Origin of the sequence: Lysinibacillus fusiformis (assembly GCF_002845985.1) — a bacterium.
Classification (GTDB): domain Bacteria; phylum Bacillota; class Bacilli; order Bacillales_A; family Planococcaceae; genus Lysinibacillus; species Lysinibacillus fusiformis_D.
In genome coordinates this window covers 156,201-179,347 of record NZ_PDFK01000004.1, presented here as the reverse complement: position 1 = coordinate 179,347, position 23,147 = coordinate 156,201, and the positions used below count along the sequence as shown (strand labels likewise).

Genomic DNA, 23,147 nt, shown 5'->3' with positions numbered 1-23,147 from the left:
ACGAGGCTGTGCAATCCCTTTATTTTAGGATATGGAATCAATTTGTGCCTTAATCGTCCGATAGACTTCCTCAATTTTGTGTTTATAGGGTAAATCAACTAATTCCAGTGAATCCGTGTAGGCCATTTTCGCAATGTCATAGGCTGTTGTCAGCTCCCCAAAATGGGCATAGCAAAGGGCTTTATAGGAAAAGCACTCATTTAAAGCTAGGATGTCATACGGATGGCTAATAAAGATCGGTTTTTTTGTAAAGTGTTCAAATGCGGCCTTCGCTTCCTCATAATGACCAAGTAAATAGAAGGACTTTCCTTTTTCAGCATAATAATAGTTTGCATCCAAAATTTCAAAATCTTCATGTATGAGCTCATTAAAACGCTCTATTTCTATCAGAGCCTGCTCATAATTAAGTTTGTAATTATTATAATAATGTGCTCGTAAAATAAAAATTAAAGCATCTACTTGAACACGTTCGGCAAATGCCCGATACTGTTCCAACTTCATAAACATATGCTCCGCTTGTTCAAAGTCATGGTCAATCATGGCACAATACGCACCAATACGATACATATCATCAATTTTATAGAACAGTTGGTTTTTATGTGCGTTGGCAATTGTCTCGTTTATTAACTTTTTCCCTTCCTCATGCTCCCCAATGGCAAGCTGTAAAACGCTTGAATAATAAGTCATTAACAGGGCATCCCGTGAATCAAGCTGATAGTCCTCTTGTTCAATGATTTCTTTTGCCTGTAAAATACAGCTATAAGCCAATTTATATTGACGTTTTTCAGCGAAAATGGTCATTTGTAGAACGAAGGTTTTAAACCAATGGCTCAGTAAATTAATTTCTTTAAAGATGATACGTGCTTGTTGAAGTGGGGATTCCCATGTCGTTAATCCCGCTTCATACTGTGCATCAGCGTAAATATACAATAAACGGCCTGCTTCATAACTAAGCGGAAGCCCCTCTATAGACGGCCTAATCAAATCTACAATTTTTTGATGATGGTCTGCATCACCACGTTTTACTTCTGCAAATAAAATTTCAACCTGCTCTAAAAGCTGGCGAATGGAGGATGAGGTTACTTCTTCCAGTAACTCACTAGCCTTTACACCTAAACGCTCAGCAATATAGTCAAGGCTTTCCATTGAAGGCTTGGCCTTATCATTTTCTATTTGACTTAGCATTCCTTTTGTTAGACGATCACCAGCAAGTGCTTCTAATGTTAATTTTTGTTCTTTCCTTAATTTGCGAATGCGTGTGCCTAAAGAGTCCATTACCTCGCCTCCTTTTGTTTAATTATATTAAACTTTTTATTGCGTGAAAAGGGGGAGTTGTGGTATATTTTGTTTAATATAATTAAACTTTTTAATTTAGTTAAAAAACGGAGGGATTTATGGATGAATGAAGCGGATAAATTAAAGAAGGCGACCTACCATTTATGGACATTCACGGCAAGCAAAATGATTGCCATGCTAGGAGCGAATGTCATGGCGTTTGGCTTCAGCTTGTATATTTTAGCGATGACAGGATCGGCGATGAGCTTTGCAACGAATATGATTTGTTCTGTATTACCACGTGCACTTGTAGCCCCTTTAGCAGGCTATGTTGCGGATAACTTTTCGAAAAAACGAACGATTTTAATCGCACAGGCAGGGACTATTTTGACCGTAGGGGGGTTGCTGCTCTATACAGAAACAGTAGGAATGTCTGTTTATGCCATTTACATAGCTACTGTTTTTAATACGATTTGCTCAGCATTTTCTGGTGTAACGTTCTCATCTGCCATTGCAACGCTAGTCAATCCAGAGCGTTTACAGCGTGCGATGTCCTTTAATCAATTGTCGATGTCTGTGGCTGCGATTGGGGGACCAGTCATCGGTGGTATGATGTATGGATTTTTTAACATGGATGTATTTTTAATGGTCAATATGGTGGCCTATACGATTGCCTTTTGTTTAGAGGCTACGATGGATTTTAATCTTTATAGTACAAGAGGGGCAGATGTGATAAAAGAAAAGATGTGGGATGGACTGAAAAATGGGTTTCATTACATCAAGCAACGTACAGTTATTAAAACCATTATGTGGGTGGCATTATGGATTAATTTGTTCTTTTCTGCTATCGCTGTAGGGGGAACATACATTATTATTGAATTGCTAAAAGTAAAATCCATGCATTTTGGTTTTATTGAGGCTTCAGGAGCAGCGGGTATGCTTGTGGCATCCCTTTATTTCGCAACAAGACCAGAAGTGAAGGTGCCGTTACGCTTTTCGAAAATGAGCTTATTGCTATTGGCTGGAAGTGTTGCCTTAGCAATTATCCCATTACTCACAAGCTTTTCCTATATAGCCATCATCATCTTTTATTTAATCATCTACTTTATTTTCGCAATTTTCGAAATGGGCATTAATATGCCGATTGGGGTGTATATGCAAAAAATTATTGCAGAGGAGTATCGTGGGCGTGTCTTTGGCTTAATGGAGACAATGGCGATGTCCATGATGCCAATTGGTATGGTGGTCTATGGAATGTTATATGATACATTACCAGCAACTATTATTTTACCAGTAACAAGCATCATTATTATTATCCTTTCGCTAGCACTGCTACGTCCATCTATCTTGAAGGAAGCACATCCAGAGTATTATGAAAAAGAAAACTCAAGTGAAAACGTTCCAAATACAACAACATAGCTCGAGGAATTGAAAACCCAAACGATCAAAAACACTTCAGCGTTTTGTAGATCGTTTGGGTTTTTTGATGAAGCCATTTCAACGATCTTCAATAACCAAATAAGTAGCTTGAATAGGGCCATGTACACCAACGATGAGAATCATTTCAATATCTGCTGAGTTGCTGGGACCTGTTATAAAGTTAATGCAGGAAGGAATGTTGTCACCACGACGGATTTTTTCGCTAATCCAACGTGCTGCTTGTGTCATACGAGGGACAATCGTACTTTTTGGGATTAAAATAATCGATTTTTCTGGTAAAAAGCTAACGCTTCTCCCTCGATTCTTACTACTAAAAAGCACAGCAGTTCCTGATTCCGCCAAAGTCATTTCACTTATCGTAATGCCAATATTTGCTTTTTCTGCTTGCCTAATATTTTCCTCAGGTTGCTGTGCATTCCATTCATAGAGTTCGATATTGGCTTGTGGCCATTGTTCGGTCATTAGTGGAGATAGTCCATAATCTTTCCATCTTTCGTCCTTCCATGTAATGACGGACTGACCACCATAATGGTCAACAATAGCTTGTAAATCCTGGGGAAGTGTGGACGTACTAGATATTTTAATATCCGTATGAATGTTAGCACATTGCTTGATTAAAACCTCTACTAATTCATCCTGTGTCCCCTCCTTGAGCACACGATCTTGTGGCTGATACTGCCAAGTTGGGCGTGGAAGTTCTGTTTTAGGAGAACGGCCAAGCTGTTTAGCAATGTTAGCTAAAAAGCTCTCTCGGTGTTGAATCATACTTGTCATTCATGCTTGCCTCCTTTTGTACGCTGCTTCATCCAATCTCGGAAACTATCTTTATTTGGTGCTGGGAAATCCCTTGCTTCAGTCCAAGCCTTTAATGGGCCTGGCCCCTTTGAAATGGTATGGTCCTTCGTAAAAGGGGACATAGCTGGAGCAGCTATTTTTGTTGCCATTTTATAGAGAGTAGGGGAGGAAGCCCCTAAACCGAAAGCCTTCATTAAAAGCTTTTCAGACACAGGTGCTTTGCCTTCATTCTCTACAATAACTTGACGATGTCGATGAATCAGCTGATGTAAAGGAATTTTAACAGGGCATGCATCCGTGCAAGCACCACACAATGTAGAAGCGTATGGCAGTTCTTTAAAATCATCATAGCCTCCTAATAACGGAGACAGGACAACCCCAACAGGACCAGAATAGATAGAGCCATACGTATGCCCGCCAACATGTCGATAGACTGGACAAGCATTGACACAGGCAGCACAGCGAATGCATTGTAAAATAGGTTGAAATTCGCCACCTAAAATCGCAGAGCGCCCATTATCAACTATGACTAAATGGAATTCCTCAGGTCCATCCGTTTCGCCCTCGCCTTTAATCCCTGTTAGTGTGGTAATATAGCTTGTTAGCTTTTGACCAACCGCACTTCTAGTTAGTAAGCTAACAAGGACCTCCATATCTTCAAATGTAGGAACAATTCTTTCCATCCCCATGACTGTGATTTGCGTTTTCGGCAGCGCTGTTACTAAATCCGCGTTGCCCTCATTTGTGACGAGTGTAATCGAACCACTTTCTGCGATAGCAAAGTTGCAGCCTGTAATACCGATATCTGCGGTTAAATATTCCTGTCTTAATTTTTCCCGCACATAGAGAGCAAGCTCCTCAGGCTTCTCGGTTTGACGATAGCCTTGTTTTTCTTTAAAAACATCGCGAATTTGTTCCTTATTTTTATGCAAGGCTGGCGCCACAATATGGGATGGCGGCTCGTGATCTGCGACCTGCAAAATATATTCGCCTAAGTCTGTCTCAATCACTTCACAACCAAGCGCCTCTAAAGCCGTGTTTAAGTTAATTTCTTCTGTCACCATGGATTTTGACTTCACAATTTTTGTCGCATTCTTTTGTTTCGCAATACTTTGAATGTACGCTGTTGCTTCTTGTGCGGTTTGGGCAAAGAAAACATGTCCACCTCTTTTAGCAACATTTTCACTTAATTGATAGAGGTAATAATCTAAATTAGCTAAAACATGCTTGCGAATTTCCTCACCATGCGAGCGCCATTCTTCCCAATGTCCCAATTCTCTTGTTTGTTGAAGGCGGCGTGTTTGGAAACGTTCTTGGGCACTCGAAACAGCATGACGCATAAATTGATTTTCCAGCTCTTTCGTTACACGTTGATGAAAGCGATCATCACTTGTTTTCATAGCCATTCTAATTTCCCCCTCTTAACGGCAGTTTAAGACTTCTGCAATATGCATCACTTTAATCGGCTTGCCTTGACGGTGAATGCGGCCACCAATATTCATTAAACAGCCAGCATCTGCCCCAATTAAAATATTTGCCCCTGTTTCTTCCACATTGTGTACTTTTTCATTGACCATTTCTCCAGAAATATTGCCCATTTTGACTGAGAATGTACCACCAAACCCACAGCATCGATCTTTGCCAGGGAGGTCCACATAGTGTAAGCCCTTGACATTTTTTAATAATTGAAAAGGTGCATCTGTTACACCAAGCAATCGTGTCATATGACAGGATGTGTGATAAGTAGCTTTGCCTTCTAAATGAGCTCCGACATCGTTTATCTTTAAAACGTTGACAATAAACTCTGTAAATTCATAGGTTTTATCTGCTAATGCTTGTGCCTTTGTTGCCCAGATCAGGTCTTCTTTAAAAACCTCAGGATATTCTTTTAACATATAAGCACAAGAACCTGAGGGGGAGACGACGTATTCAGCATGCTCAAAGGCTGTAATCATTTTTTTCATCGCATTTTTCGATTCCTTCACATAGCCGCTATTGTAGGCAGGCTGACCACAGCAAATTTGATCCTCTGGAAAATCAATCTCACAGCCAAGTCTCTCTAACACCTCAACAACGGCTTTCCCTACATCCCCTTGAAACAAATCCACTAGGCAAGTGGCAAATAGTGTGACTTTCATCTTTATCGCTCCTTTTAAAAAACAACTGGTCATCCGATGACTTATCGGTGATTTTATCATACAACAAATTTTACAGAGAATAAAACTATTTTTCATGAATTTTCGGAAAATAAAAAAACTACCTAGTGAGTGCTAGGCAGTTTACTATGATTGAGACTCAGTTGTTTCAAAATATTGTAAGAGCACTTTTTCAACATTGCTTAAATGAGACGCCATGGCATGTTTGGCTAGCTCCTCATTTTGTTGTTTAATTGCGAGGAAGATTTGCATATGTTCGTCATATAATTGTTCGCTCGTTGTTTTCTGGGAGTACAACCATATTCGTCGCGTTTCTTTCATCGTGTCTATCATTAGGCCAGAAATTTGATCTAAGATTGTAGCGAGTAGAGGGTTTTGTGAGGCAGTGGAAATAGCTGCATGGAATTGATAATCTACTTTTTCACCGAGTTCACCATCCCCATGTGCTTGCTTCATGTTCTCTAAAATTTGTAACATCGCTTGTACATCCTGTTCTGAACGATGGATTGCTGCACTTGCTGCTGCTCCTACTTCAATTATTTTACGCACCTCTAATAAATGTGCAATATCCTGTTTATTTGTTAACATGGCAGTGGATAAAGGAAAATCAAGTTGCTTGGCTGGTACACTTTTGACAAAAGTTCCAGAGCCTTGCTTGATTTCAATTAACCCCATAGCTTTTAATGCAGAGAGCGCTTCTCGAACGGCGGATCGACTCACTTGTAATTGTTCGGCAAGCTGTTCTACAGAGTCCAGTCGATCGCCTGGTTTTAGGACACCAGCCCTGATTTTTTCATGCAGGATTTCGGATACTTCTTCATAAATCTTTTTTGGTTTAATTTTTCTTAATTTCAAGGGCTACACCTCTTTTTTTCGATCCATTGCACATCGGTTATCAATATTATACATGAAAAGTAGTCATATACTCATGGTTAACATGAACACTTTGTGGAGTAGGGGATTCTTGTCGAAATGTAAGATAATAATATTGTTAATGTTACCTTATAATATGGTCATCTGATGAATTGGTGTTATGATGAATCTGTTCGTCTGAATAGTTTCTTACAATAATTAAGAGGGTTTCACTACTAAAGCCTCTTTCAACAATAACGGCAAGCAATCGACAATGTCAAGGCTAGAGGAAAGGAGTGAGCGATAACTTCTATAATAGGGTAGAAGAATGACGGATTATGTTGACAGAAAATCAAGAGGAGGGCATAATGCAGAAGGAGCTTGATGGAACTTCTTAAAAACCTCATTATTTTGCCATGAAACGTTCACAAACAGAAAGGACGCTTTTTAGCCTTTTTTTTGGTACGATGAATGCAGTAACTGTAAGGAGCGATTAAAAAATATGGGATCTGATATTAACGTATTTTTAGCTTTTGGTGCAGGGTTTTTAAGTTTTATTTCACCATGTACTCTTCCACTATATCCAGCATTTTTATCGTACATAACGGGTATGACACTAGATGAGCTAAAATCAGAAAAAGGCATGCTTCAAAAACGTGCCATTTTCCACACATTATTCTTTTTACTAGGATTTTCAATTATCTTTATCATTATTGGACTAAGCGCTTCATTTGCGGCGGAGTTTTTCCTAAATTATCAAACTTTATTACGACAGGTTGGCGCTATTTTAATTGTAGTATTCGGTTTAATGATTGTCGGATTATTGCAAGTAGACTTCTTAATGAAGGATCGAAAGTTCCAATTTAAAAATAGACCGTCTGGCTATTTTGGATCTGTCTTAATTGGTATTGCCTTTGCGGCAGGTTGGACACCATGTACGGGACCAATCCTTGCGTCTATTATTATGTTAGCTAGTACAAATCCTGGTGCGGGCTTTAGCTATATGCTTGCGTATTATTTAGGATTTGCGATTCCATTCTTCGTGCTATCTTTCTTTATTTCACGTATGACATGGATTCGTACACACAGCCAAAAAATTGTGAAAATCGGTGGTTATGTCATGATTGCCGTGGGGATTTTATTATTCTTTGACGGCTTAACGTATATTACCCGCGTTTTACAGCCTATTTTCGGTGGATTTACAGGCTTTTAATTTGTTAAACTAAAAGGCATACCGAACTTTAACGCGGAGGGAGATGAACATGTGCCTACAGTTTTAGTAGTGGATGATACGCTATTCATGCGTGTTGCAATCAGTAATATGTTTTCAGAATGGGGTTATGAGGTAGTCGGTAAAGCAGCAAATGGCAAAGAAGCTGTGGCGATGTATCGTGATTTACAACCAGATTTAGTCACAATGGATGTAACGATGCCCGTTATGACCGGTATTGCGGCAGTAAAAAAAATCGTCCCAGAATTTCCAAATGCAAAAATTATTATGGTGACAGCATTAGGTCAGCAAAAATTAATCGTAGAAGCGATTGAAAGCGGCGCCAAGGATTTTATCACAAAACCTTTCGAGCCAGAAAGATTAAAGGCTGTCGCCGATCAATTACTTGGTCAAAATTGCTAATTAGACATTAGAGGAGGATTTTTATGTTGAGCAGTATCCCTTCTCACTATTATGTTATAGGGTCAACTATCATGGCCATTCTTATGGGCGGCTTTGTGATGATCATACGAATGAGAGCTTCCAAAAAGCCGACAAATGAGAAGAAAATTATTATCCCACCAATTGCCATGTCTTCTGGTGCACTCATGTTTTTATTTGAGCAATTCCGCGTGCCAGCCATGCAAATTTTAGAAGCAGCCGCGGTGGGCATGTTGTTCTCGACAATCTTAATTGCTACTTCGAAATTTGAAGTAAAGGGACGAGACATCTATTTAAAACGTTCCAAAGCCTTCGTTTTTATTTTATTCGGTCTGTTAATATTCCGAGTCGTAGCGAAAATGATTTTAAGTAGTTCCATCGATGTCGGTGAATTAGCAGGTATGTTCTGGATACTAGCCTTCGCCATGCTATTACCTTGGCGAATCGCTATGCTGATCCAGTTTAAAAGAGTCAAAAAAACAATCCCAAAACTACACTAGTGCAGAAGCTAGTGTAGTTTTTTTGTGTGCTTTGAAAACCCCCTGCTATGCAGGGGGTTCCGGAAAGCTTTTAGCTATGGACAATAAAAAAACTCCAAACGTACAATAAAGTCAGGTCTAGTCAACCGACTTCGTACGAAAGGAGCCACCATAAATGGATAATAAAAGTTTAGCACATACAACGTGGAATTGTAAGTATCATATCGTCTTTGCGCCAAAGTATAGAAGGCAGATTATTTATGGTCAAATTAAAGCAGATGTTGGAAGAATATTGCGCCAATTATGTGAAAGAAAAGATGTAGAAATCATAGAGGCAACAGCCTGTCCTGACCATATTCATATGTTGGTAAGTATTCCTCCGAAATTGAGTGTATCTGCGTTCATGGGTTATTTAAAAGGGAAGAGTAGTCTAATGATTTTCGACCGACATGCAAATTTAAAGTATAAATACGGTAATCGTCAATTCTGGTGTCGAGGATACTATGTGGACACAGTCGGCCGAAATAAGAAAAAGATACAAGAGTATATAAAAAATCAATTACAAGAAGATATCCTGCAAGATCAAATGACGATGAAAGAATTCATTGACCCATTCACAGGAGAAGAAATCAAGAGAAAGAAAAAATAAGTAAGCCGCTTTAGCGGTTTGTGTGAAAACGGAGTGCGGTTGGCAGACCATTCAGAATGTCTTTAGACATGGGCCAGTACCCCAGCGTTTCACGCGCAGAGCAAACCACCAGTTATACTGGTGGTTCTGATTGTGCTTGAACAGCAAAAGTGTGGATAGAAGCTTAAAAGAAGAGGATAGAATTTTGAAGCGTGGATAGAAGCTCAGAAGTGGTGGATAAAACAGCAAAAGTAGCGGATAGAATGAGGAAAGCGAAGGATAGCTTTGCGAAAGAAGAGGATAGAACCTAGAGCGTGGATAGAAGCTCAGAAGTGGTGGATAAAACAGCAAAAGTAGCGGATAGAATGAGGAAAACGAAGGATAGCTTTGCGAAAGAAGAGGATAGAACCTAGAGCGTGGATAGAAGCTCAAAAGCGAAGGATAGCCTTTCAAAAGCAGCGGATAGCCACGAACACCCACATTATAAATAAGAAAAAACGCTGCACATAGCTTCGTGCAGCGTTTTTTTAATCAAATAAATGTTCGTAGGGGGCGATGTCAATGTGCATTTGTTCTAATTTTTTGCGTAAAAATTTGTGATCGCGTTTTGGTGTGGCCTGGATATATCCACGAATAATAAGGTCATTATTGATGGCAGCAGCTTTTTCTTCTAATGCGAGCTCGCCAATTTTTCCTGCAATTTTTTCCTTTGCTACTTGTCTAAAGAGCTCAGGTACAGGGCTTACTAGCTCATAGAGTAAGTCTTTTTCAGCTTGTCCCCATAAGTGAATCGTTCTATCTAAATAATATTCTTGCCAATCTAAATCTGATTTTCCATCTTGTTTAGGGAGTGCCTTTAAAAATTTTCGGAACATGAAGAATCCGCCAATAGCCATCAATGAAATGAGGACGACAACCCAAAATAAAATAAACCATAAAAACCAACCTTGTAACAAATCGTTCACCTCTTTGCCTTCTCTCATTCTATTATAAGAGCTTCCGAAAAAAAATTCATCCTATAATGTCCCTTTTTTAGCAATTCGCCATTATATAGTGTGCAGAAGGGAGGTGAGACTCGATGGTAGACGTTCACTTTTTAAATGCAACACTGCGTCTTAAGTATGTGACGGGCTATGATGAACAAAATGAACCAATATTCATCACAAAATCATATCGAAATATTAGCCCCTCGCATAATGAGGGCGACTTAGTAGCGGTTGCACACGTCATTGCTAGTCTTTCATCACAGACATTGGCTAGTATTGTCAAGCAAGAAACAAACGAGTTATCTTAAGGAGGAATCAAACATGACACAAGTTTTAGAGTTACTCTTTGCAACGACTGATGGGAAAACGACAACACTTACAATTGATGCACCAAAGCCGCATATCACAGCGGCTGAAATTCAGCAGGCTATGACAACGATCCTTGCTAAAAATGTCTTTGCTGGTCAGACTGGTGCTTTATCTTCCATCAAGGGTGCACGCATGGTAGATCGCCAAGTAACAGAATTTGATGTAGCAACAGAATAATTCAAAACAGGTCTTTGCAATGAAACCGCAAAGACCTGTTTTACTGTAGGAGAGAGGGGGAGACAAATGGAACCGTGGCTGAACATGATATCCGATATCGGTTTTCCGATTTTAGTGTCATTTTATTTATTGCACCGTGTCGAAGTAAAGCTTGATGCGATTCATGCGGCGCTCGTTTCGTTAAAATGAAATTTATTTCACAAAGATGTACGAAAGCTGTCACGTAGAAGTTCTTGTCAACGTTTACAACCTACGGTAGGATGAGGGTAGTGTAGGTTAGGGAGAGTGTTGACATGAAACGTAAGTTAATAGGGCTAGTTCTACTTTTAGCCTGTGCATCTGTGCTTGGCGCATGTGGAAATTCAAAATTTAAAGCAGACTACAGCCTCGAAATACCCGATTTTGAACATATTAATCAACGTGGTGAAACCGTTTCGCTCGAAAGTTTAAAAGGTAAGCCTTGGATCGGCATGTATATTTTCACGAACTGTATATCGATTTGCCCGCCGATGTCATTGAACATGGCACAAGTGCAGGAAAAGCTCCAGAAAAAAGGAGTAGAGGATTATCACATCGTTGCCTTTTCAGTAGATCCAGACGTTGATAAACCAGAAGTGTTAGCTAATTATATCAGTAAATACAATGTGCCAGATGAATCTAAGTGGAATCTTCTGACAGGCTATTCACAAAAATATATTGAACAGTTTGCAGTGAAAAATACAAAGATATTAGTGAAAAACGACCCTAACAGTGACCAAGTCATTCATGGCAATCAATTTTTCTTAGTGGACAAAGATGGTGTAATGGTCAAAATGTATAATGGCTTTGCTGAAAATATTGAAGATGTACCAATTGATACGATAGCTTCCGATATCGAAACATATATTGATGAAAATTTATAAAGAAGCAATAAACCGTCTCGAATTTTAGAGGCGGTTTTTTTATGTCATTTTAAGCTGGAAAAATAATCTTTTTCTGGTTGGGAATCGTTTATAGTGTGGAAGGAGGGAAATCACATGTCAGATAACGAAAAATTAGAGCAGCTAATGGCTATACATACGGAGCAAATGTTTCGAATTGCTTATTACTATACGAAGGATTTACAAATAGCCGAAGATATTGTGCAGGACGTATTTATTAAATTTTATCATCAAAAGGATTATGAAGAGAGAGGGGAGATGAAAGCATATCTTGCCCGCATGACAATCAATAAATGTAAGGATTACTTAAAAAGCTGGGCATACAGAAAAATTACATTGCAGCATAGATTTTTTACAAAGCAAAAAATGGTCTTACAGGACACACTGATTCGTCAAGATGAGCAAGCCTTACTAGATGAAGCGATTTTACGCTTACCAATCAAGCAACGCGAAGCAATCGTTTATTTTTATTTAGAGGAGATGACGATTAAAGAGATTGCGGAATTACTTACAATTCCTGAAGGTACTGTGAAATCTCGTTTAAAGAAGGGGAAGGAGCTATTAAAAATAGATTTGCAACATATTGAATGGGAGGTACTTTTCCATGGATAAGCATACAATGCAGGCGTTACAAGATGTTTCAGCACATAAAGAAGCAATCATACATAAGGTTCGCCAACAAATTCAGCAAGAGCCTTATCCGTCCAAACCAAAGTGGACGTATCGTGCAGTTACCATCATGATGACATGCTCTATTTTATTTTTCATTGCCTGGCAAGCAGCCAAACCGTCTAATCAACTGACGACACAGGTAATGAATGAAGAAGAAAAACCTCCTTTTACGGATTTGTTTCAAACAGAAGTGGAAGGAACAGATACAACATACAGTCAGTTTTTCCCGCTAGCCAATTTTTTAAGTCAGGCAAAAAATATCAAATATTATGCACCACTTCAGGGTTTCGTGGCTATGCAATCAGTAGCAACCTCACTGGGCAATGTCGTTCATCTTACTACACCGGAAGAGTTGCCATTTCAACCAAATATTCAGGAGGTCTATGCGGTATCATCCAAAATGGATGATGGCAGTCAACAAACGCAATTTCAATTTAGCTATAAAGAAAAATCCTCCACTGGCAGGGATCTACAATACATTAATTTCTCAGTGACAAATGTAAATCGTAATCCCTTATCAACATATATTAAATCGAAAGATATTGAGGAAACTTTAGGGATTAAAGTTTCAAATGTAGGTTTAAATTTTATGAATCCTTTATATTATCGGGAGATGACACCAGATCGAGGTTTTGTTTACATTTACTATAATTACGATGAAACAGATAAGCGCATCTTTCAAATGACTACAAATGCCAATGAATTTTATACGTACTATAACGGCTATGTCTATCATATTGGTTATCAATTAGATGGCGACCCACAAGAAGTCCAAGAAAAAATGGCGACCATCGTAAGAGCGTTTATTCTTGGCGATTAGTAAAGCACAGATGAGACAATCCCTTTGAACTATTATAGAATGATAGAAAAGAGGGGATGGGTACAATCATGACAATCGCACACACTTATTTACAAGTTGTTCAAAAAAGATTTAACAATGTGAAAGAGCAAGGGGATAAGGCGCTTGCCCAATTAGAAGAGGCACAGTTACATTGGGCGTATAATGAGGAATCCAATAGTATCGCAGTTATTGTGAAGCATGTTAGTGGCAATATGATTTCACGCTGGACAGATTTTTTAACGACGGATGGTGAGAAGTCTACGCGTAATCGAGATGATGAGTTTATGGATAGTCTTCACACGAAAGAGGCCATGCTCGTAGCTTGGGAAAAGGGTTGGCAAGTGTTTTTAGACGCCTTAGCGAGTTTAACAGAATCTGATTTGCAGCGATATGTCACAATTAGAGGAGAGCAGCTAGCAGTCATTGATGCCATTGAAAGACAGATGGCGCATTATGCACAGCATGTCGGTCAAATTATTTATATTGCGAAACAAGTTAAGGGCTCTGCTTGGCAAACGCTTAGTATTCCAAAAGGACAGTCACAGGCTTTTACAGAATCCATGCTAGATAAACAGCAACGTTAATAAAGAAAGATCGTAGCCAATAACATGTGCTACGATCTTTTTATGTTAAATATAGCTTGTACATGGCCGTTTCTGCATCAATAGCTTGGGCGAGTTCGAATGCTTCCTGCTGATTTCTTTGATTCGTGATGATCTCATAGAAAAAGCGAATAAGAAACATGAGATTCGCGTTACCTTCTATATAATCATCGGGTGCTAAATAGGAGTGACAGCCACTTTCTAAAAAGGCTGTCGCTAGCTGTTGCCAGCCTAATGTACAGCCAGCTGCTATCACCTTGACATCCTGTAGCTGACAATAGGATAGGACATCCTGTCGTTCAAAGTAGATACTTTTAGGTTCATTGTCTTCATATACATCTTCGCCTAACTCGGGTAAACAAAAGCGTCCCTCATTACCGTGGAAGTTTAAAATAAGATAGTCCATTTTGCTTGGCAGATCCTCTCCAGACAAGACATCAATCAAGTCATTTGGTCTTCCGATTAAATGAATTGTCACCCGTGCATCAAAGGATTCTAGTGCCGCTCTGATGGCCATGGATTCGAAATCACAATCAGGTCCAATGACTAAATGTACGTATAATGCTGGTTTACTCATATTTGCTTCACCTCTATTATTAGTATAGATGAAACTTATTGGGAGTGTAAACCGTATATTACAATAATTACTATATATAAAAGTCTGTAAAGGAGGCGTAGGGATGCACAAGGGAGGCCATATTTATACACTGTTACTAGGCATTATTCTTAGTATAAGTACACTTCTACTTTTCAGTTACAATGAAAGGCAGCGAGAGGAGCTAGTATCCCTGCATCATAGTGAATTTCAAACAATTCAAGAGGCTTGGTATTTGTCTGGAAGTGATAGCAAGGAGCAATATTTGTATCCATTAAAGCAAGTGTTCTACATCAACCGTTATGAGGTGAAAGACAAGGAACATCTCCAACAAGCATTACAGTCCCCAAAAAATCCGGTTAGTCGACCAGCTAATGCTACTACGGTAAGCGACTTATATATACGTCTTTATAATGGCAAGGAAATGGCCGTGAAGGTGATTAGCAAGGATGAACGATTATTCCTAATGGATCAGAAAACGATGCAGTATTATGAACTAAAGGCACAAGATATGGTGGATTATTTTCATTTGTTGAATGAAGAAAGTAGAATGCCGTTTCTATTATTTATTGTGTATACAATTATATTTTTCAGTCTAGCCTTTATGCTAGCAAAGAAACTTACAGGGGCTAAATCGATAGAAAAAGAAACGGCTCCTCCCATATATTTAAACAAAGCGAAGAGCAAGAGACCGTTAGCAGATTTTATTTTTCCAGCCGCCTTGCCATTCGTTATTACATTTTCTTTGCAGATCTATGGGGCTCAGCATAGCTTATTGTTACTAAGTGCTATTATGCTTACTTCAGGCATTCGAGAATATGTTGAAAAAAGAGGGCTTTTTCTTAAAATGGTTCTGTTGCTCCCTCTCTTTTGGGTTTACCTCTACGGTTTCCAAATGCTTTCTACCTATTTAAACTAGCGATATAGTGGATATTATTGTCAATAGATTGAGCGTGGAGTTCTTATTTTTGTTAAATTTTAGCGATAATTTATGAGGATAGATACATATTATATAGGTTAATAGGTTTAGGTAGGCTATACTCAATATGATTATAGTAGAATTGAGGGAATCATATGAGACTAACTGTGGAACGAAAACTACAAATTGCTTTTGGCATTGTACTCGTCTTCCTACTGCTTATTTCAGGTATTGCATTATACTACTTGAATCATAATAATCAGACTCTAGCAGAAATTGAAGACAAGACAGAATTTATTCATTTATATCAAGATATCTCGTTCCAAACAGTTCGAGCAAATGCAGCTATTCGTGGGTATATATTATATGGCAAGGAAGAAATGCTTAACAACCACCATGAAATCCGCGAGACCTTACATACGTCGATTAATCGTCTCCAAGAAAAAGGCGATAGCAATGAAGAGTTTGAGCAGTTTTTACAGCAACTAGCCGATTGGGAAAAGGCGATAGATGGGCAGATAGTGCCACTTTATCAACGAGGAGATCATCAACAAGCCCAACAGCAAGCATTGCCAATTTTAGGTGAAGGTTCTCTGAAGTTAGTTGTCTTTGGCAAGACGATGGCAACGGCTCAACAGGAAGAGATGCAAGCTCATATTGAAGCAACCAAGCAAGAAGGGGAAAGAAGCGGGGTAGAAATTACAATACTAGCCGTTATTTCTTTGATTGTTAGTATCATCATTGCCACAGTATTTGGGAGACGAATCGCTAAAAACATTCAGCAAACAGTAATAGAAATGGATAAATTCTCTGAAGGGAATTTGCACACGCATTTACAATTTAAAACCAAGGATGAATTCGCCCATTTAGCCGAATCCTTTAATAGTATGTCACAAAAGCTTCGACAGATGATGAAACAAGTAGGCAACTCCTCCGAACAAGTTGCAGCCACATCAGAACAACTGACGGCTAGTAGCATGGAGGTTACACAGGCGACAGAAGTGGTGACGGCATCTATTCACGATATTGCACAAGGAATTGACCAGCAGGACACTTTAACAAGCGATGTACGGAATTTATCAGCTCATATTTTAAAGAAAATGAATGAAATTTCTACAAGTATCCATAACGTGAATCATGCAACCGTCGAAACGAAAAATATGGCGAGTATAGGGCGTTCTTCTGTGCATGATGTGACGGAACAAATGAATGAAATTTCTGCCAATACAAGCGAGTTAAATACCCGTGTGCAAGATTTAGATGACAATACAGCGGCGATTGTAAAAGCCGTGAATGTCATTAAAAGTATTGCGACACAAACCAATTTACTGGCAATCAATGCCTCAATTGAAGCGGCAAGAAGCGGCGAACATGGCAAAGGCTTTGCGGTTGTTGCAGAGGAAGTACGTAAGCTAGCAGATGAGTCCAATCTTGCAGCAGGGGACATTGAAAAAGTAGTGGCACAAATTACCGATAGCACGAGAGTCATTGAAGAGGATATGGTCAATAGCAATGATTCGGTCCATGTAGGACGTGAAAAGGTCAATGTGGCAAGAGATAATTTTATACAGATTGATGATGCCATTAATGATGTACAAGCACAAACTGAGATAGTGACAACAGCCATTCGGACTATTCATCAGGATGTAGAAAAGTTAGTCAAAGAAATTGATTATATTAGTGAAGTCTCAATGAAATCGAGTCGCCATGTACAAAGTGTTGCAGCCTCTTCAGAAGAACAAAATGCAGCAATGGAGGAGGTAGCAGCTTCCTCTACACATCTAGCGAAAATGGCGATAGATTTGCAAGAGTCTATACAGTCATTTAAATACTAACGAAACACTACCTCTGTATATTTACAGGGGTTTTCTAGTTGTCTGCAAAGCCTGAATAATAAGAAATTCAAAAATATGTTTGAAAAATAATATTTCATCCGATAAAAGCTTTGGGAGAAATGTGAAGCAGATAAAGAGAGGGAAATACTGTGGAAAATAGCTTGCTATTTTTTCACGACAAGAATCAAAAGGAGATTGATATATGAAGAAACTATTTAGCAGTTTTAAGGGCAAGCTTTATACTTTATTTGCGCTAGTATTACTAATTCCTGTCATTTCTGTTGGGAGTTTATCTTATTTATCTGCAAAAGACTCAATAGAAGAAGAAATATTATTTAGTGCCAATGAAAGTGTGGGCATTTTAAATAAGCTTATTGATAAAACCATTAGCGAAAAAATGGATGATATCAATGTATTTAGCAGTGAATTAGATGCAGGAAAATATCAGCAATCCCAAGCCTCTATTGAGACGAATTTGCATCAGTATGTAGAGCTAAATCCAGATGTGCTAAGTATTTATATTGGCATGAACGATGGCTCCTTTACACAAGAGCCAAAATTAAATGATGCAGACTATAATCCACTAGATCGAGATTGGTATAAAGAGGCAACAGCCCTCAAAGGAGAAACGTTAATCACAAATCCTTATAAAGATGCAGGAACTGGCGATATGGTTGTGACAGTTGCCAAACAGATTAAGGATCATGCTGGGGTTGTGGCTATTGATATTAAACTGACAGACCTTCAAAAAATTGCAGATTCCATTCGAATCGGGAAAAATGGTTATCCTTCTATTTTTGGTGAAGAAAATATGGTTATCTCACATCCTACGCTTGAAGCTGGAGGAAAACTAAAAGAAAGCTTCCTCGATCAAATGTACGAAAATCCTTCTGGTACCTATAAATATGTCTTTGACGGTGATAACCGAATCCTGTTCTATACAACAAATGAACTGACTGATTGGAAAATCACAGGGACCATTTTTGCCAAAGAAATTGATGAATCGGCATCTAAAATTTTATACCATACGATTTTAGTGCTGATTGCGGCTATTGTTATTAGTACGATTGTCTTTTATTTTGTTATGAGGGCTGTGTTAAAGCCAATTAAAGCTTTAAAGGATAGTGCTGTGACGATCAGTAAAGGCGATTTGACAGAAACGGTGACGGTTACGTCGAAGGATGAGATTGGTCAATTAGGACAAGCCTTTAATGATATGCAAGAAAGCTTACGGACACTTATTCAAAAAATTGAGCAAAATGCAGAGGAAGTGGCTTCGTCAGCAGAGGAGCTAACAGCCAACGCGAATCAAACAAGCATTGCAACGGAAAAAGTGGCGATTTCTATTCAGGATGTTGCCTCAAGTGCTGATTCGCAAACGATCAGTGCCAATAAAAATGCAGAATCACTGCATGAGCTTTCAACAGCTATTTTGCATATTGCCGAAATATCCTCTGCTGTGACAGACCTTTCGCAGCATGCAACATCACAAGCAGATGAGGGTGGACAAGCTGTGCAGAATACGAAGGATCAAATGCAATCCATTCATTTATCTGTAGCAGATTCCAATGCGAAAATCCAAACCTTGCATGAACGATCTCAGCAAATTACGTCCATCTTAGATGTCATTACGAGCATTGCCGATCAAACGAACTTACTTGCATTAAATGCAGCTATTGAGGCGGCAAGAGCAGGTGAGCATGGGAAAGGGTTTGCCGTTGTGGCAGATGAGGTTCGCAAGTTAGCAGAACAATCACAAGAATCGGCCAAACAAATATTTGAGCTTATTCGAGGTATTCAGCAAGAGACGGAGCAATCTGTCAGTATTATGGCGAAGGTAACGGAGGATGTGCAAAGTGGTTTGCATATTTCGGATGAAGCCATTGCAAAATTCCAAGTCATTATGGCAAGCATGAATGAAATTACACCTAAAATGGAGGAAGTCTCTTCAGCCTCTGAGCAAATGTCAGCAGGTGTTCAAGAGGTGGCAGCCGTAACAGAAGATTTGGCATTCTCTGCAAAAGGCAATGCTTCTGCATCCGAGGATGTAGCGGCATCAACAGAGGAACAATTAGCCTCAATGGAAGAAATCAATGCCTCGGCACAAGCACTCGCACATATGGCGGATGAATTAAAGCAACTGATTAGTCAATTTAAATATTAAAGCACAAACGCCACTCCTATCAAAAGGAGTGGCTGAGACTGTAGACAAAAGCCCATCGAGAAGTTCACTCTCGATGGTTTTTGTCATTTTTCTTCCTATTTTATTTTTAACATTTGGTAATATACTACCAAATTCAACATACTCTTCGAGCTTAGTTGCTCTCTTAAGCTACTTGCCACGTCCAAGTAGCCAGTTTCTTCAAATTCATGGCAGCAAAAGTAAGCATCGCCTGCATGGACAATTTTTTTAGACCTCTTAAGGTTGTCCATCGCATACCATGCTTTTCTTTTGCATCGGCAAAGACACGCTCAATCGTTTCTTTACGCTTTGCATAAATTTGTTTGATGTCATAGGAATGGCGTAAATGTTCAGCTTCCTCCACATACGACTCCCAAATATGGCGTTGAATGAGTTTTTGATGATGCTTACTTTCTGTACATTGGGAAAGGCTTGGACACTTCGCACAAATCAAAGGATTCGATTTATATTGGCGATATCCTTCCTTCGTCGTTGTCGCATACTTCAATATCTGCCCTTGTGGGCAAAGATAACAATTATAGTGCTCGTCATATGTATACTCGTGCTTTCGGAAGAATCCATCTTTCGTTTTAGGACGTGTATACGGAAGAACAGGCAACATTTGATTCTCTAACAAAAAGTTCGTAATCGCTGGTGTTTTATAGGCTGCATCTGCCGCAACAGCGATTGGTTTTTGAACATTTTGAATGACCCTTTCCACAAGTGGCTGTAATACATGGCTATCGTGCACATTTCCCGGAGTCACAATGGCACCTAAGACAAAGCCTTTTTCGTCTGTGGCTGCATGGAAAGAATACGCAAACTGTTTCGTACGTTCATCCTTCACGTAATAGCCACTTTCAGGATCTGTCGTGCTTTCCTTTATTTCTTTCCATTCTTCCTTTTCAAATTTCTCCGGGGGAAAGGGCTTTTTTCCGTGTTCTTCACGATCCATATTTAACTCTAATTGAAGCTTCTCTTCATAAGCCCGTGTTTCTTTTCGCACGACCTTTTTATCATACTTCCGTTTATTCGCACTCGCTTTCACATGCGTAGAATCGATAAATAAATGGTCTGCATGGAGGAGTCCTTGATGCATAATCTCTTTTAAAATACGATAGAATATCTGTTCAAATATATCGGTGTCTTGAAAGCGACGGACATAATTTTTACCGAAGGTAGAGAAATGCGGGACTTCTGTATGGAAGCCAAATCCTAAAAACCAACGATACGCCATATTCGTTTCAATTTCTTTGATCGTTTGACGCATGGAGCGAATGCCAAAAACATATTGAATAAACGTCATTTTGAAGAGAACGACAGGATCAATACTTGGACGCCCATTAGGTGAATAAAGATTTTCTACTAAAGGATAGATAAATGAAAAATCAATAGCAGCCTCTAGTTTTCGCACTAAATGATCGTTGGGAACTAATTGATCAATCGTTAACATTTCTAATTGTTCACGTTCATTGGTTTGATTCTTCGTCATCATGGTTGATCACCTCAAAAGTTTACTTTTCAACACCCTATGTAGATAGAGTATTTTATATAGAAGTTGATTGGAACGAAGGGCGGCGACTCCTGCGGGAAAAGCGGGAAAGTCGAGATCCTGGACTGAGCGAAGCGAGGGAAGCAGCTCGACCCCGCCCGCGGAAAGCGTCCGCCCGTAGTGGAAATCAACGGCTTTACTTTATTTTATTGTAAAAGAAAAAAGACTGTAGGCAAACTCAAAATTCAGCGAGTTTGTCTACAGTCTGCGCCACTCCTATCAAAAGGAGTGGCTTTTCATAGTGTTGAAAAACAAAACCATCCATAGAATTTATGTGAAAGGTGAAAAAGGATTTCCGTTGCAGGCTACTTGCTTTCCTGTGGCCGAGCGCCGAGCCGCTTCCTCCGCTACCGCTCCGTGCAGGGGCTCGCCTGTCTCGCTATTCCCACGGGAGTCAAGTAGCCTTCCACTCCAATCCATAAAATAAAAATGTTCACTTTTTAGCAAAAAAGTGAACATACTCACTACTCTTTTATGGAGGGGTGTTGTCACACATCACTTCTCCACATTGAAAGTAAGAAGCTATCCTCTCTTATACTATAAATAATGGGCTATTTTGTTCAGGAAAAGACACTTTGGCAGAATGGTTGATTGGAGTGGAGCCAGTGTCACTCCTAGGGGATTTAGTGAACTGACCCCAAAAATTTGAACTTTTAAGAAACTCTTCGAAACTCAACTGGACTTTTTCCGTTGAGTTTTATTTTTATCCGCTCATGATTGTAGTAGTGGATAAAGTCTACTAACGCTTTTTTGAATGCTTCGTAGTTCTTAAACGTTGTTGCGTATAGAAATTCTGATTTCATAATGCCAAAAAAGCTTTCTATCACGGCATTATCTAAACAATTTCCTTTCCGTGACATACTTTGCTTGATTTCATGTGTTGCCAATAACGCTTTAAAACGTGGTATTTGATATAACCATCCTTGATCAGAATGGACGATTAAGCCACTCTTTTTCGATAACTTTGTATACGTAAACGCCTTCTTAAAAGACTGTTGAACTAACTCAAAATTAGGTGATTTTGATACCTCATACCCAACGATTTCTCGATTGAATAAATCTAATACAGCGGATATATAGATTTTTTGACCGTTTATTTTAAACTCCGTTACATCGGTTACCCATTTCTGATTGGGTGCAGTGGCTTCAAAATCACGTTGGATGACATTCTCTGCGACATAGCCGACTGTCCCTTTATACGAACGGTATTTTTTAGGGCGTACCGTCCCTTTTAAGCCCAATTCTTGCATCAATCGTTGGACCGTTTTATGGTTGATGAAAAACCCTTCATTTCGGAGGGCTAAACAAATACGACGATAGCCATAACGCCCCTTATGGTAATGAAAAAGCGTCTGAATTCGTTCTTTGATCGCCTGATATTTATCTGGTTTTACCCATTTTTGGAGATGATAATAATACGTACTTTTCTTAAGTTTCGCGACTTTTAATAGAGCTTGAAGAGGAAAATCCAACCTTAGCTCATAGACAGCTCTTACTTTTTCTTGGATTTGAAGGCATCCTTTTCTTGAACTAAGGCTTTCAACTTTTTTAAATAGGCATTTTCCATCCGTAAATACTCAATTTCGGCTTTTAACTCATCCGTTGTTTTTCCATTTAAATCGGACGAAGGTGGTTGTTTTTTTGGCATTGATTGGCGCTCCTTTTCTACTTGATAGAGCACCTCACCAGCCGTTGACATCCATTGTTTTTTCCATCTCCGAACGGTTTCACGGGAAGGAATATTAAACTTCGCAGCAGTCTGAAGGAGCGAATCGCCCGTCTCTATCAGGTGTTGAATTACTTTTATTTTAAAAGAATCTTCGTAATTCGTGAACCCTTGAGGACGAATAATTCCTTCGATGCCATGATAGCGATATAATTCAATCCATAATCGAATGTACTGTCGATCCCTCTGTAATCGATTGGCAATCTGATACGTACTTTCTTTTTCTTCAAAGTAAGCTAGAACTGCGGCTAATTTTTGTTCATCAGAAATCACTACCTGCACCCCCTATAGTAGATTTTTAAGTCCAATATTTTGGGTGCAGCTCATAGCGTCACAGAGGAGACCCTGGAGCGAACGCAGTGAGTGAAGCGGCTCATCGGACGCCCCCTGGAAAGGACGCTGGCGGAACGGAAATCAACCCCTCGCCTTACAAAATTGCTTATTATGCCGTTGACATTACCTTTTTTCAACAACATGAAACGCCACTCCTATCAA

At 39.2% G+C, this 23,147-nt stretch carries 25 protein-coding genes; 15 read left to right on the top strand and 10 right to left on the bottom strand.

All coding sequences use genetic code 11. The features are described 5' to 3' along the window. Positions 1–24 precede the first annotated feature (24 nt). A complete protein-coding gene (locus CRI88_RS15510) occupies positions 25–1,275 on the bottom strand; it encodes a helix-turn-helix domain-containing protein (protein ID WP_101966820.1) in 1,251 nt (416 codons plus the stop codon). A 123-nt stretch (positions 1,276–1,398) separates the two neighbouring features. Here CRI88_RS15510 and CRI88_RS15505 point away from each other — a divergent pair, with 123 nt between their 5' ends. Next, the gene (locus CRI88_RS15505) at positions 1,399–2,694 is read left to right on the top strand and encodes an MFS transporter (RefSeq protein WP_036129204.1); all 1,296 of its coding nucleotides are present in this window, start codon (positions 1,399–1,401) and stop codon (positions 2,692–2,694) included. A gap of 78 nt (positions 2,695–2,772) precedes the next feature. Here the strand turns inward: CRI88_RS15505 and CRI88_RS15500 are convergent, their stop codons facing one another. The 4 genes from CRI88_RS15500 to CRI88_RS15485 form a co-directional block, all read right to left on the bottom strand. Continuing rightward, complete coding sequence (locus CRI88_RS15500; protein ID WP_058844719.1) at positions 2,773–3,489, bottom strand: LutC/YkgG family protein; 717 nt, start codon at positions 3,487–3,489, stop codon at positions 2,773–2,775. After that, complete coding sequence (locus tag CRI88_RS15495) at positions 3,486–4,916, bottom strand: LutB/LldF family L-lactate oxidation iron-sulfur protein (RefSeq protein ID WP_036129209.1); 1,431 nt, start codon at positions 4,914–4,916, stop codon at positions 3,486–3,488. The genes CRI88_RS15500 and CRI88_RS15495 overlap by 4 nt, the downstream gene beginning before the upstream one ends. A gap of 15 nt (positions 4,917–4,931) precedes the next feature. Beyond that, on the bottom strand, positions 4,932–5,648 hold the full coding sequence (locus CRI88_RS15490; RefSeq protein WP_089932483.1) for a (Fe-S)-binding protein: 717 nt from the start codon (positions 5,646–5,648) through the stop codon (positions 4,932–4,934). A 144-nt stretch (positions 5,649–5,792) separates the two neighbouring features. Further along, positions 5,793–6,521, bottom strand: a complete 729-nt coding sequence (locus CRI88_RS15485; protein WP_036129236.1) for a FadR/GntR family transcriptional regulator — start codon at positions 6,519–6,521, stop codon at positions 5,793–5,795. 499 nt (positions 6,522–7,020) lie between these two features. Between CRI88_RS15485 and CRI88_RS15480 the strand changes: the two genes are divergently transcribed. The 4 genes from CRI88_RS15480 (at position 7,021) to tnpA (ending at position 9,297) form a co-directional block, all read left to right on the top strand. Next, positions 7,021–7,731 (top strand): cytochrome c biogenesis CcdA family protein, encoded by a 711-nt coding sequence (locus CRI88_RS15480; protein ID WP_058844721.1) that lies wholly within the window; start codon positions 7,021–7,023, stop codon positions 7,729–7,731. Between the two features lie 51 nt (positions 7,732–7,782). Next, complete coding sequence (locus tag CRI88_RS15475) at positions 7,783–8,151, top strand: response regulator (protein WP_036129242.1); 369 nt, start codon at positions 7,783–7,785, stop codon at positions 8,149–8,151. A 23-nt stretch (positions 8,152–8,174) separates the two neighbouring features. Beyond that, the gene (locus CRI88_RS15470) at positions 8,175–8,669 is read left to right on the top strand and encodes a CcdC family protein (protein WP_036129247.1); all 495 of its coding nucleotides are present in this window, start codon (positions 8,175–8,177) and stop codon (positions 8,667–8,669) included. A gap of 154 nt (positions 8,670–8,823) precedes the next feature. Next, complete coding sequence (gene tnpA / locus CRI88_RS15465; RefSeq protein WP_036129052.1) at positions 8,824–9,297, top strand: IS200/IS605 family transposase; 474 nt, start codon at positions 8,824–8,826, stop codon at positions 9,295–9,297. Positions 9,298–9,803: 506 nt separating this feature from the next. Here tnpA and CRI88_RS15460 read toward each other — a convergent pair. Next, the gene (locus tag CRI88_RS15460; protein WP_141903346.1) at positions 9,804–10,232 is read right to left on the bottom strand and encodes a DUF2621 domain-containing protein; all 429 of its coding nucleotides are present in this window, start codon (positions 10,230–10,232) and stop codon (positions 9,804–9,806) included. 122 nt (positions 10,233–10,354) lie between these two features. Here CRI88_RS15460 and CRI88_RS15455 point away from each other — a divergent pair, with 122 nt between their 5' ends. From CRI88_RS15455 to CRI88_RS15425, 7 genes are all read left to right on the top strand, one after another. Continuing rightward, positions 10,355–10,570, top strand: coding sequence for a DUF1659 domain-containing protein (locus CRI88_RS15455; protein ID WP_058844042.1), 216 nt, complete (start codon positions 10,355–10,357; stop codon positions 10,568–10,570). Positions 10,571–10,583: 13 nt separating this feature from the next. Further along, positions 10,584–10,808, top strand: a complete 225-nt coding sequence (locus tag CRI88_RS15450) for a DUF2922 domain-containing protein (protein WP_036129258.1) — start codon at positions 10,584–10,586, stop codon at positions 10,806–10,808. Between the two features lie 66 nt (positions 10,809–10,874). After that, positions 10,875–10,997 (top strand): YvrJ family protein, encoded by a 123-nt coding sequence (locus CRI88_RS15445; protein WP_080717186.1) that lies wholly within the window; start codon positions 10,875–10,877, stop codon positions 10,995–10,997. Between the two features lie 104 nt (positions 10,998–11,101). After that, positions 11,102–11,710 (top strand): SCO family protein, encoded by a 609-nt coding sequence (locus CRI88_RS15440; RefSeq protein ID WP_036129262.1) that lies wholly within the window; start codon positions 11,102–11,104, stop codon positions 11,708–11,710. 114 nt (positions 11,711–11,824) lie between these two features. Beyond that, the gene (locus CRI88_RS15435; protein WP_101966819.1) at positions 11,825–12,340 is read left to right on the top strand and encodes an RNA polymerase sigma factor; all 516 of its coding nucleotides are present in this window, start codon (positions 11,825–11,827) and stop codon (positions 12,338–12,340) included. Next, positions 12,333–13,220: a hypothetical protein gene (locus CRI88_RS15430; RefSeq protein WP_101966818.1), complete on the top strand. Its 888-nt coding sequence runs from the start codon at positions 12,333–12,335 to the stop codon at positions 13,218–13,220. Before CRI88_RS15435 ends, CRI88_RS15430 begins: the two co-directional genes overlap by 8 nt. Positions 13,221–13,288: 68 nt before the next feature. Continuing rightward, positions 13,289–13,825: a DUF1572 family protein gene (locus CRI88_RS15425; protein ID WP_036129271.1), complete on the top strand. Its 537-nt coding sequence runs from the start codon at positions 13,289–13,291 to the stop codon at positions 13,823–13,825. 40 nt (positions 13,826–13,865) lie between these two features. On the opposite strand, the gene CRI88_RS15420 is transcribed toward CRI88_RS15425, so the two are convergent. Further along, a complete protein-coding gene (locus tag CRI88_RS15420) occupies positions 13,866–14,420 on the bottom strand; it encodes a hypothetical protein (protein ID WP_058844044.1) in 555 nt (184 codons plus the stop codon). A gap of 103 nt (positions 14,421–14,523) precedes the next feature. Between CRI88_RS15420 and CRI88_RS15415 the strand changes: the two genes are divergently transcribed. The 3 genes from CRI88_RS15415 (at position 14,524) to CRI88_RS15405 (ending at position 19,356) form a co-directional block, all read left to right on the top strand. Next, on the top strand, positions 14,524–15,357 hold the full coding sequence (locus CRI88_RS15415; protein ID WP_058844045.1) for a hypothetical protein: 834 nt from the start codon (positions 14,524–14,526) through the stop codon (positions 15,355–15,357). 155 nt (positions 15,358–15,512) lie between these two features. After that, positions 15,513–17,192 (top strand): methyl-accepting chemotaxis protein, encoded by a 1,680-nt coding sequence (locus CRI88_RS15410; protein WP_058844046.1) that lies wholly within the window; start codon positions 15,513–15,515, stop codon positions 17,190–17,192. A 202-nt stretch (positions 17,193–17,394) separates the two neighbouring features. After that, positions 17,395–19,356, top strand: coding sequence for a methyl-accepting chemotaxis protein (locus tag CRI88_RS15405; RefSeq protein WP_036129282.1), 1,962 nt, complete (start codon positions 17,395–17,397; stop codon positions 19,354–19,356). 163 nt (positions 19,357–19,519) lie between these two features. On the opposite strand, the gene CRI88_RS15400 is transcribed toward CRI88_RS15405, so the two are convergent. From CRI88_RS15400 to CRI88_RS15385, 3 genes are all read right to left on the bottom strand, one after another. Beyond that, entirely contained in the window at positions 19,520–20,869 is a 1,350-nt protein-coding gene (locus CRI88_RS15400) for an IS1182-like element ISBsp5 family transposase (RefSeq protein ID WP_101966817.1), read from the bottom strand. A gap of 710 nt (positions 20,870–21,579) precedes the next feature. Continuing rightward, positions 21,580–22,434 (bottom strand): IS3 family transposase, encoded by an 855-nt coding sequence (locus tag CRI88_RS15390; RefSeq protein ID WP_145991322.1) that lies wholly within the window; start codon positions 22,432–22,434, stop codon positions 21,580–21,582. Continuing rightward, a complete protein-coding gene (locus CRI88_RS15385) occupies positions 22,419–22,925 on the bottom strand; it encodes a helix-turn-helix domain-containing protein (RefSeq protein ID WP_180957783.1) in 507 nt (168 codons plus the stop codon). The genes CRI88_RS15390 and CRI88_RS15385 overlap by 16 nt, the downstream gene beginning before the upstream one ends. Positions 22,926–23,147: the final 222 nt, after the last annotated feature.

Bases quoted from the DNA above. Each gene is read 5' to 3' on its own strand.
- CRI88_RS15490 (WP_089932483.1), bottom strand. From the start codon at position 5,648: ATGAAAGTCACACTATTTGCCACTTGCCTAGTGGATTTGTTTCAAGGG.
- CRI88_RS15430 (WP_101966818.1), top strand. From the start codon at position 12,333: ATGGATAAGCATACAATGCAGGCGTTACAAGATGTTTCAGCACATAAA.
- CRI88_RS15445 (WP_080717186.1), top strand. From the start codon at position 10,875: ATGGAACCGTGGCTGAACATGATATCCGATATCGGTTTTCCGATTTTA.
- CRI88_RS15400 (WP_101966817.1), bottom strand. From the start codon at position 20,869: ATGATGACGAAGAATCAAACCAATGAACGTGAACAATTAGAAATGTTA.
- CRI88_RS15425 (WP_036129271.1), top strand. From the start codon at position 13,289: ATGACAATCGCACACACTTATTTACAAGTTGTTCAAAAAAGATTTAAC.
- CRI88_RS15495 (WP_036129209.1), bottom strand. From the start codon at position 4,916: ATGGCTATGAAAACAAGTGATGATCGCTTTCATCAACGTGTAACGAAA.
- CRI88_RS15420 (WP_058844044.1), bottom strand. From the start codon at position 14,420: ATGAGTAAACCAGCATTATACGTACATTTAGTCATTGGACCTGATTGT.
- CRI88_RS15405 (WP_036129282.1), top strand. From the start codon at position 17,395: ATGAAGAAACTATTTAGCAGTTTTAAGGGCAAGCTTTATACTTTATTT.
- CRI88_RS15410 (WP_058844046.1), top strand. From the start codon at position 15,513: ATGAGACTAACTGTGGAACGAAAACTACAAATTGCTTTTGGCATTGTA.
- CRI88_RS15450 (WP_036129258.1), top strand. From the start codon at position 10,584: ATGACACAAGTTTTAGAGTTACTCTTTGCAACGACTGATGGGAAAACG.
- CRI88_RS15440 (WP_036129262.1), top strand. From the start codon at position 11,102: ATGAAACGTAAGTTAATAGGGCTAGTTCTACTTTTAGCCTGTGCATCT.
- CRI88_RS15510 (WP_101966820.1), bottom strand. From the start codon at position 1,275: ATGGACTCTTTAGGCACACGCATTCGCAAATTAAGGAAAGAACAAAAA.
- CRI88_RS15455 (WP_058844042.1), top strand. From the start codon at position 10,355: ATGGTAGACGTTCACTTTTTAAATGCAACACTGCGTCTTAAGTATGTG.
- CRI88_RS15470 (WP_036129247.1), top strand. From the start codon at position 8,175: ATGTTGAGCAGTATCCCTTCTCACTATTATGTTATAGGGTCAACTATC.
- CRI88_RS15480 (WP_058844721.1), top strand. From the start codon at position 7,021: ATGGGATCTGATATTAACGTATTTTTAGCTTTTGGTGCAGGGTTTTTA.
- CRI88_RS15500 (WP_058844719.1), bottom strand. From the start codon at position 3,489: ATGACAAGTATGATTCAACACCGAGAGAGCTTTTTAGCTAACATTGCT.
- tnpA (WP_036129052.1), top strand. From the start codon at position 8,824: ATGGATAATAAAAGTTTAGCACATACAACGTGGAATTGTAAGTATCAT.
- CRI88_RS15415 (WP_058844045.1), top strand. From the start codon at position 14,524: ATGCACAAGGGAGGCCATATTTATACACTGTTACTAGGCATTATTCTT.
- CRI88_RS15505 (WP_036129204.1), top strand. From the start codon at position 1,399: ATGAATGAAGCGGATAAATTAAAGAAGGCGACCTACCATTTATGGACA.
- CRI88_RS15435 (WP_101966819.1), top strand. From the start codon at position 11,825: ATGTCAGATAACGAAAAATTAGAGCAGCTAATGGCTATACATACGGAG.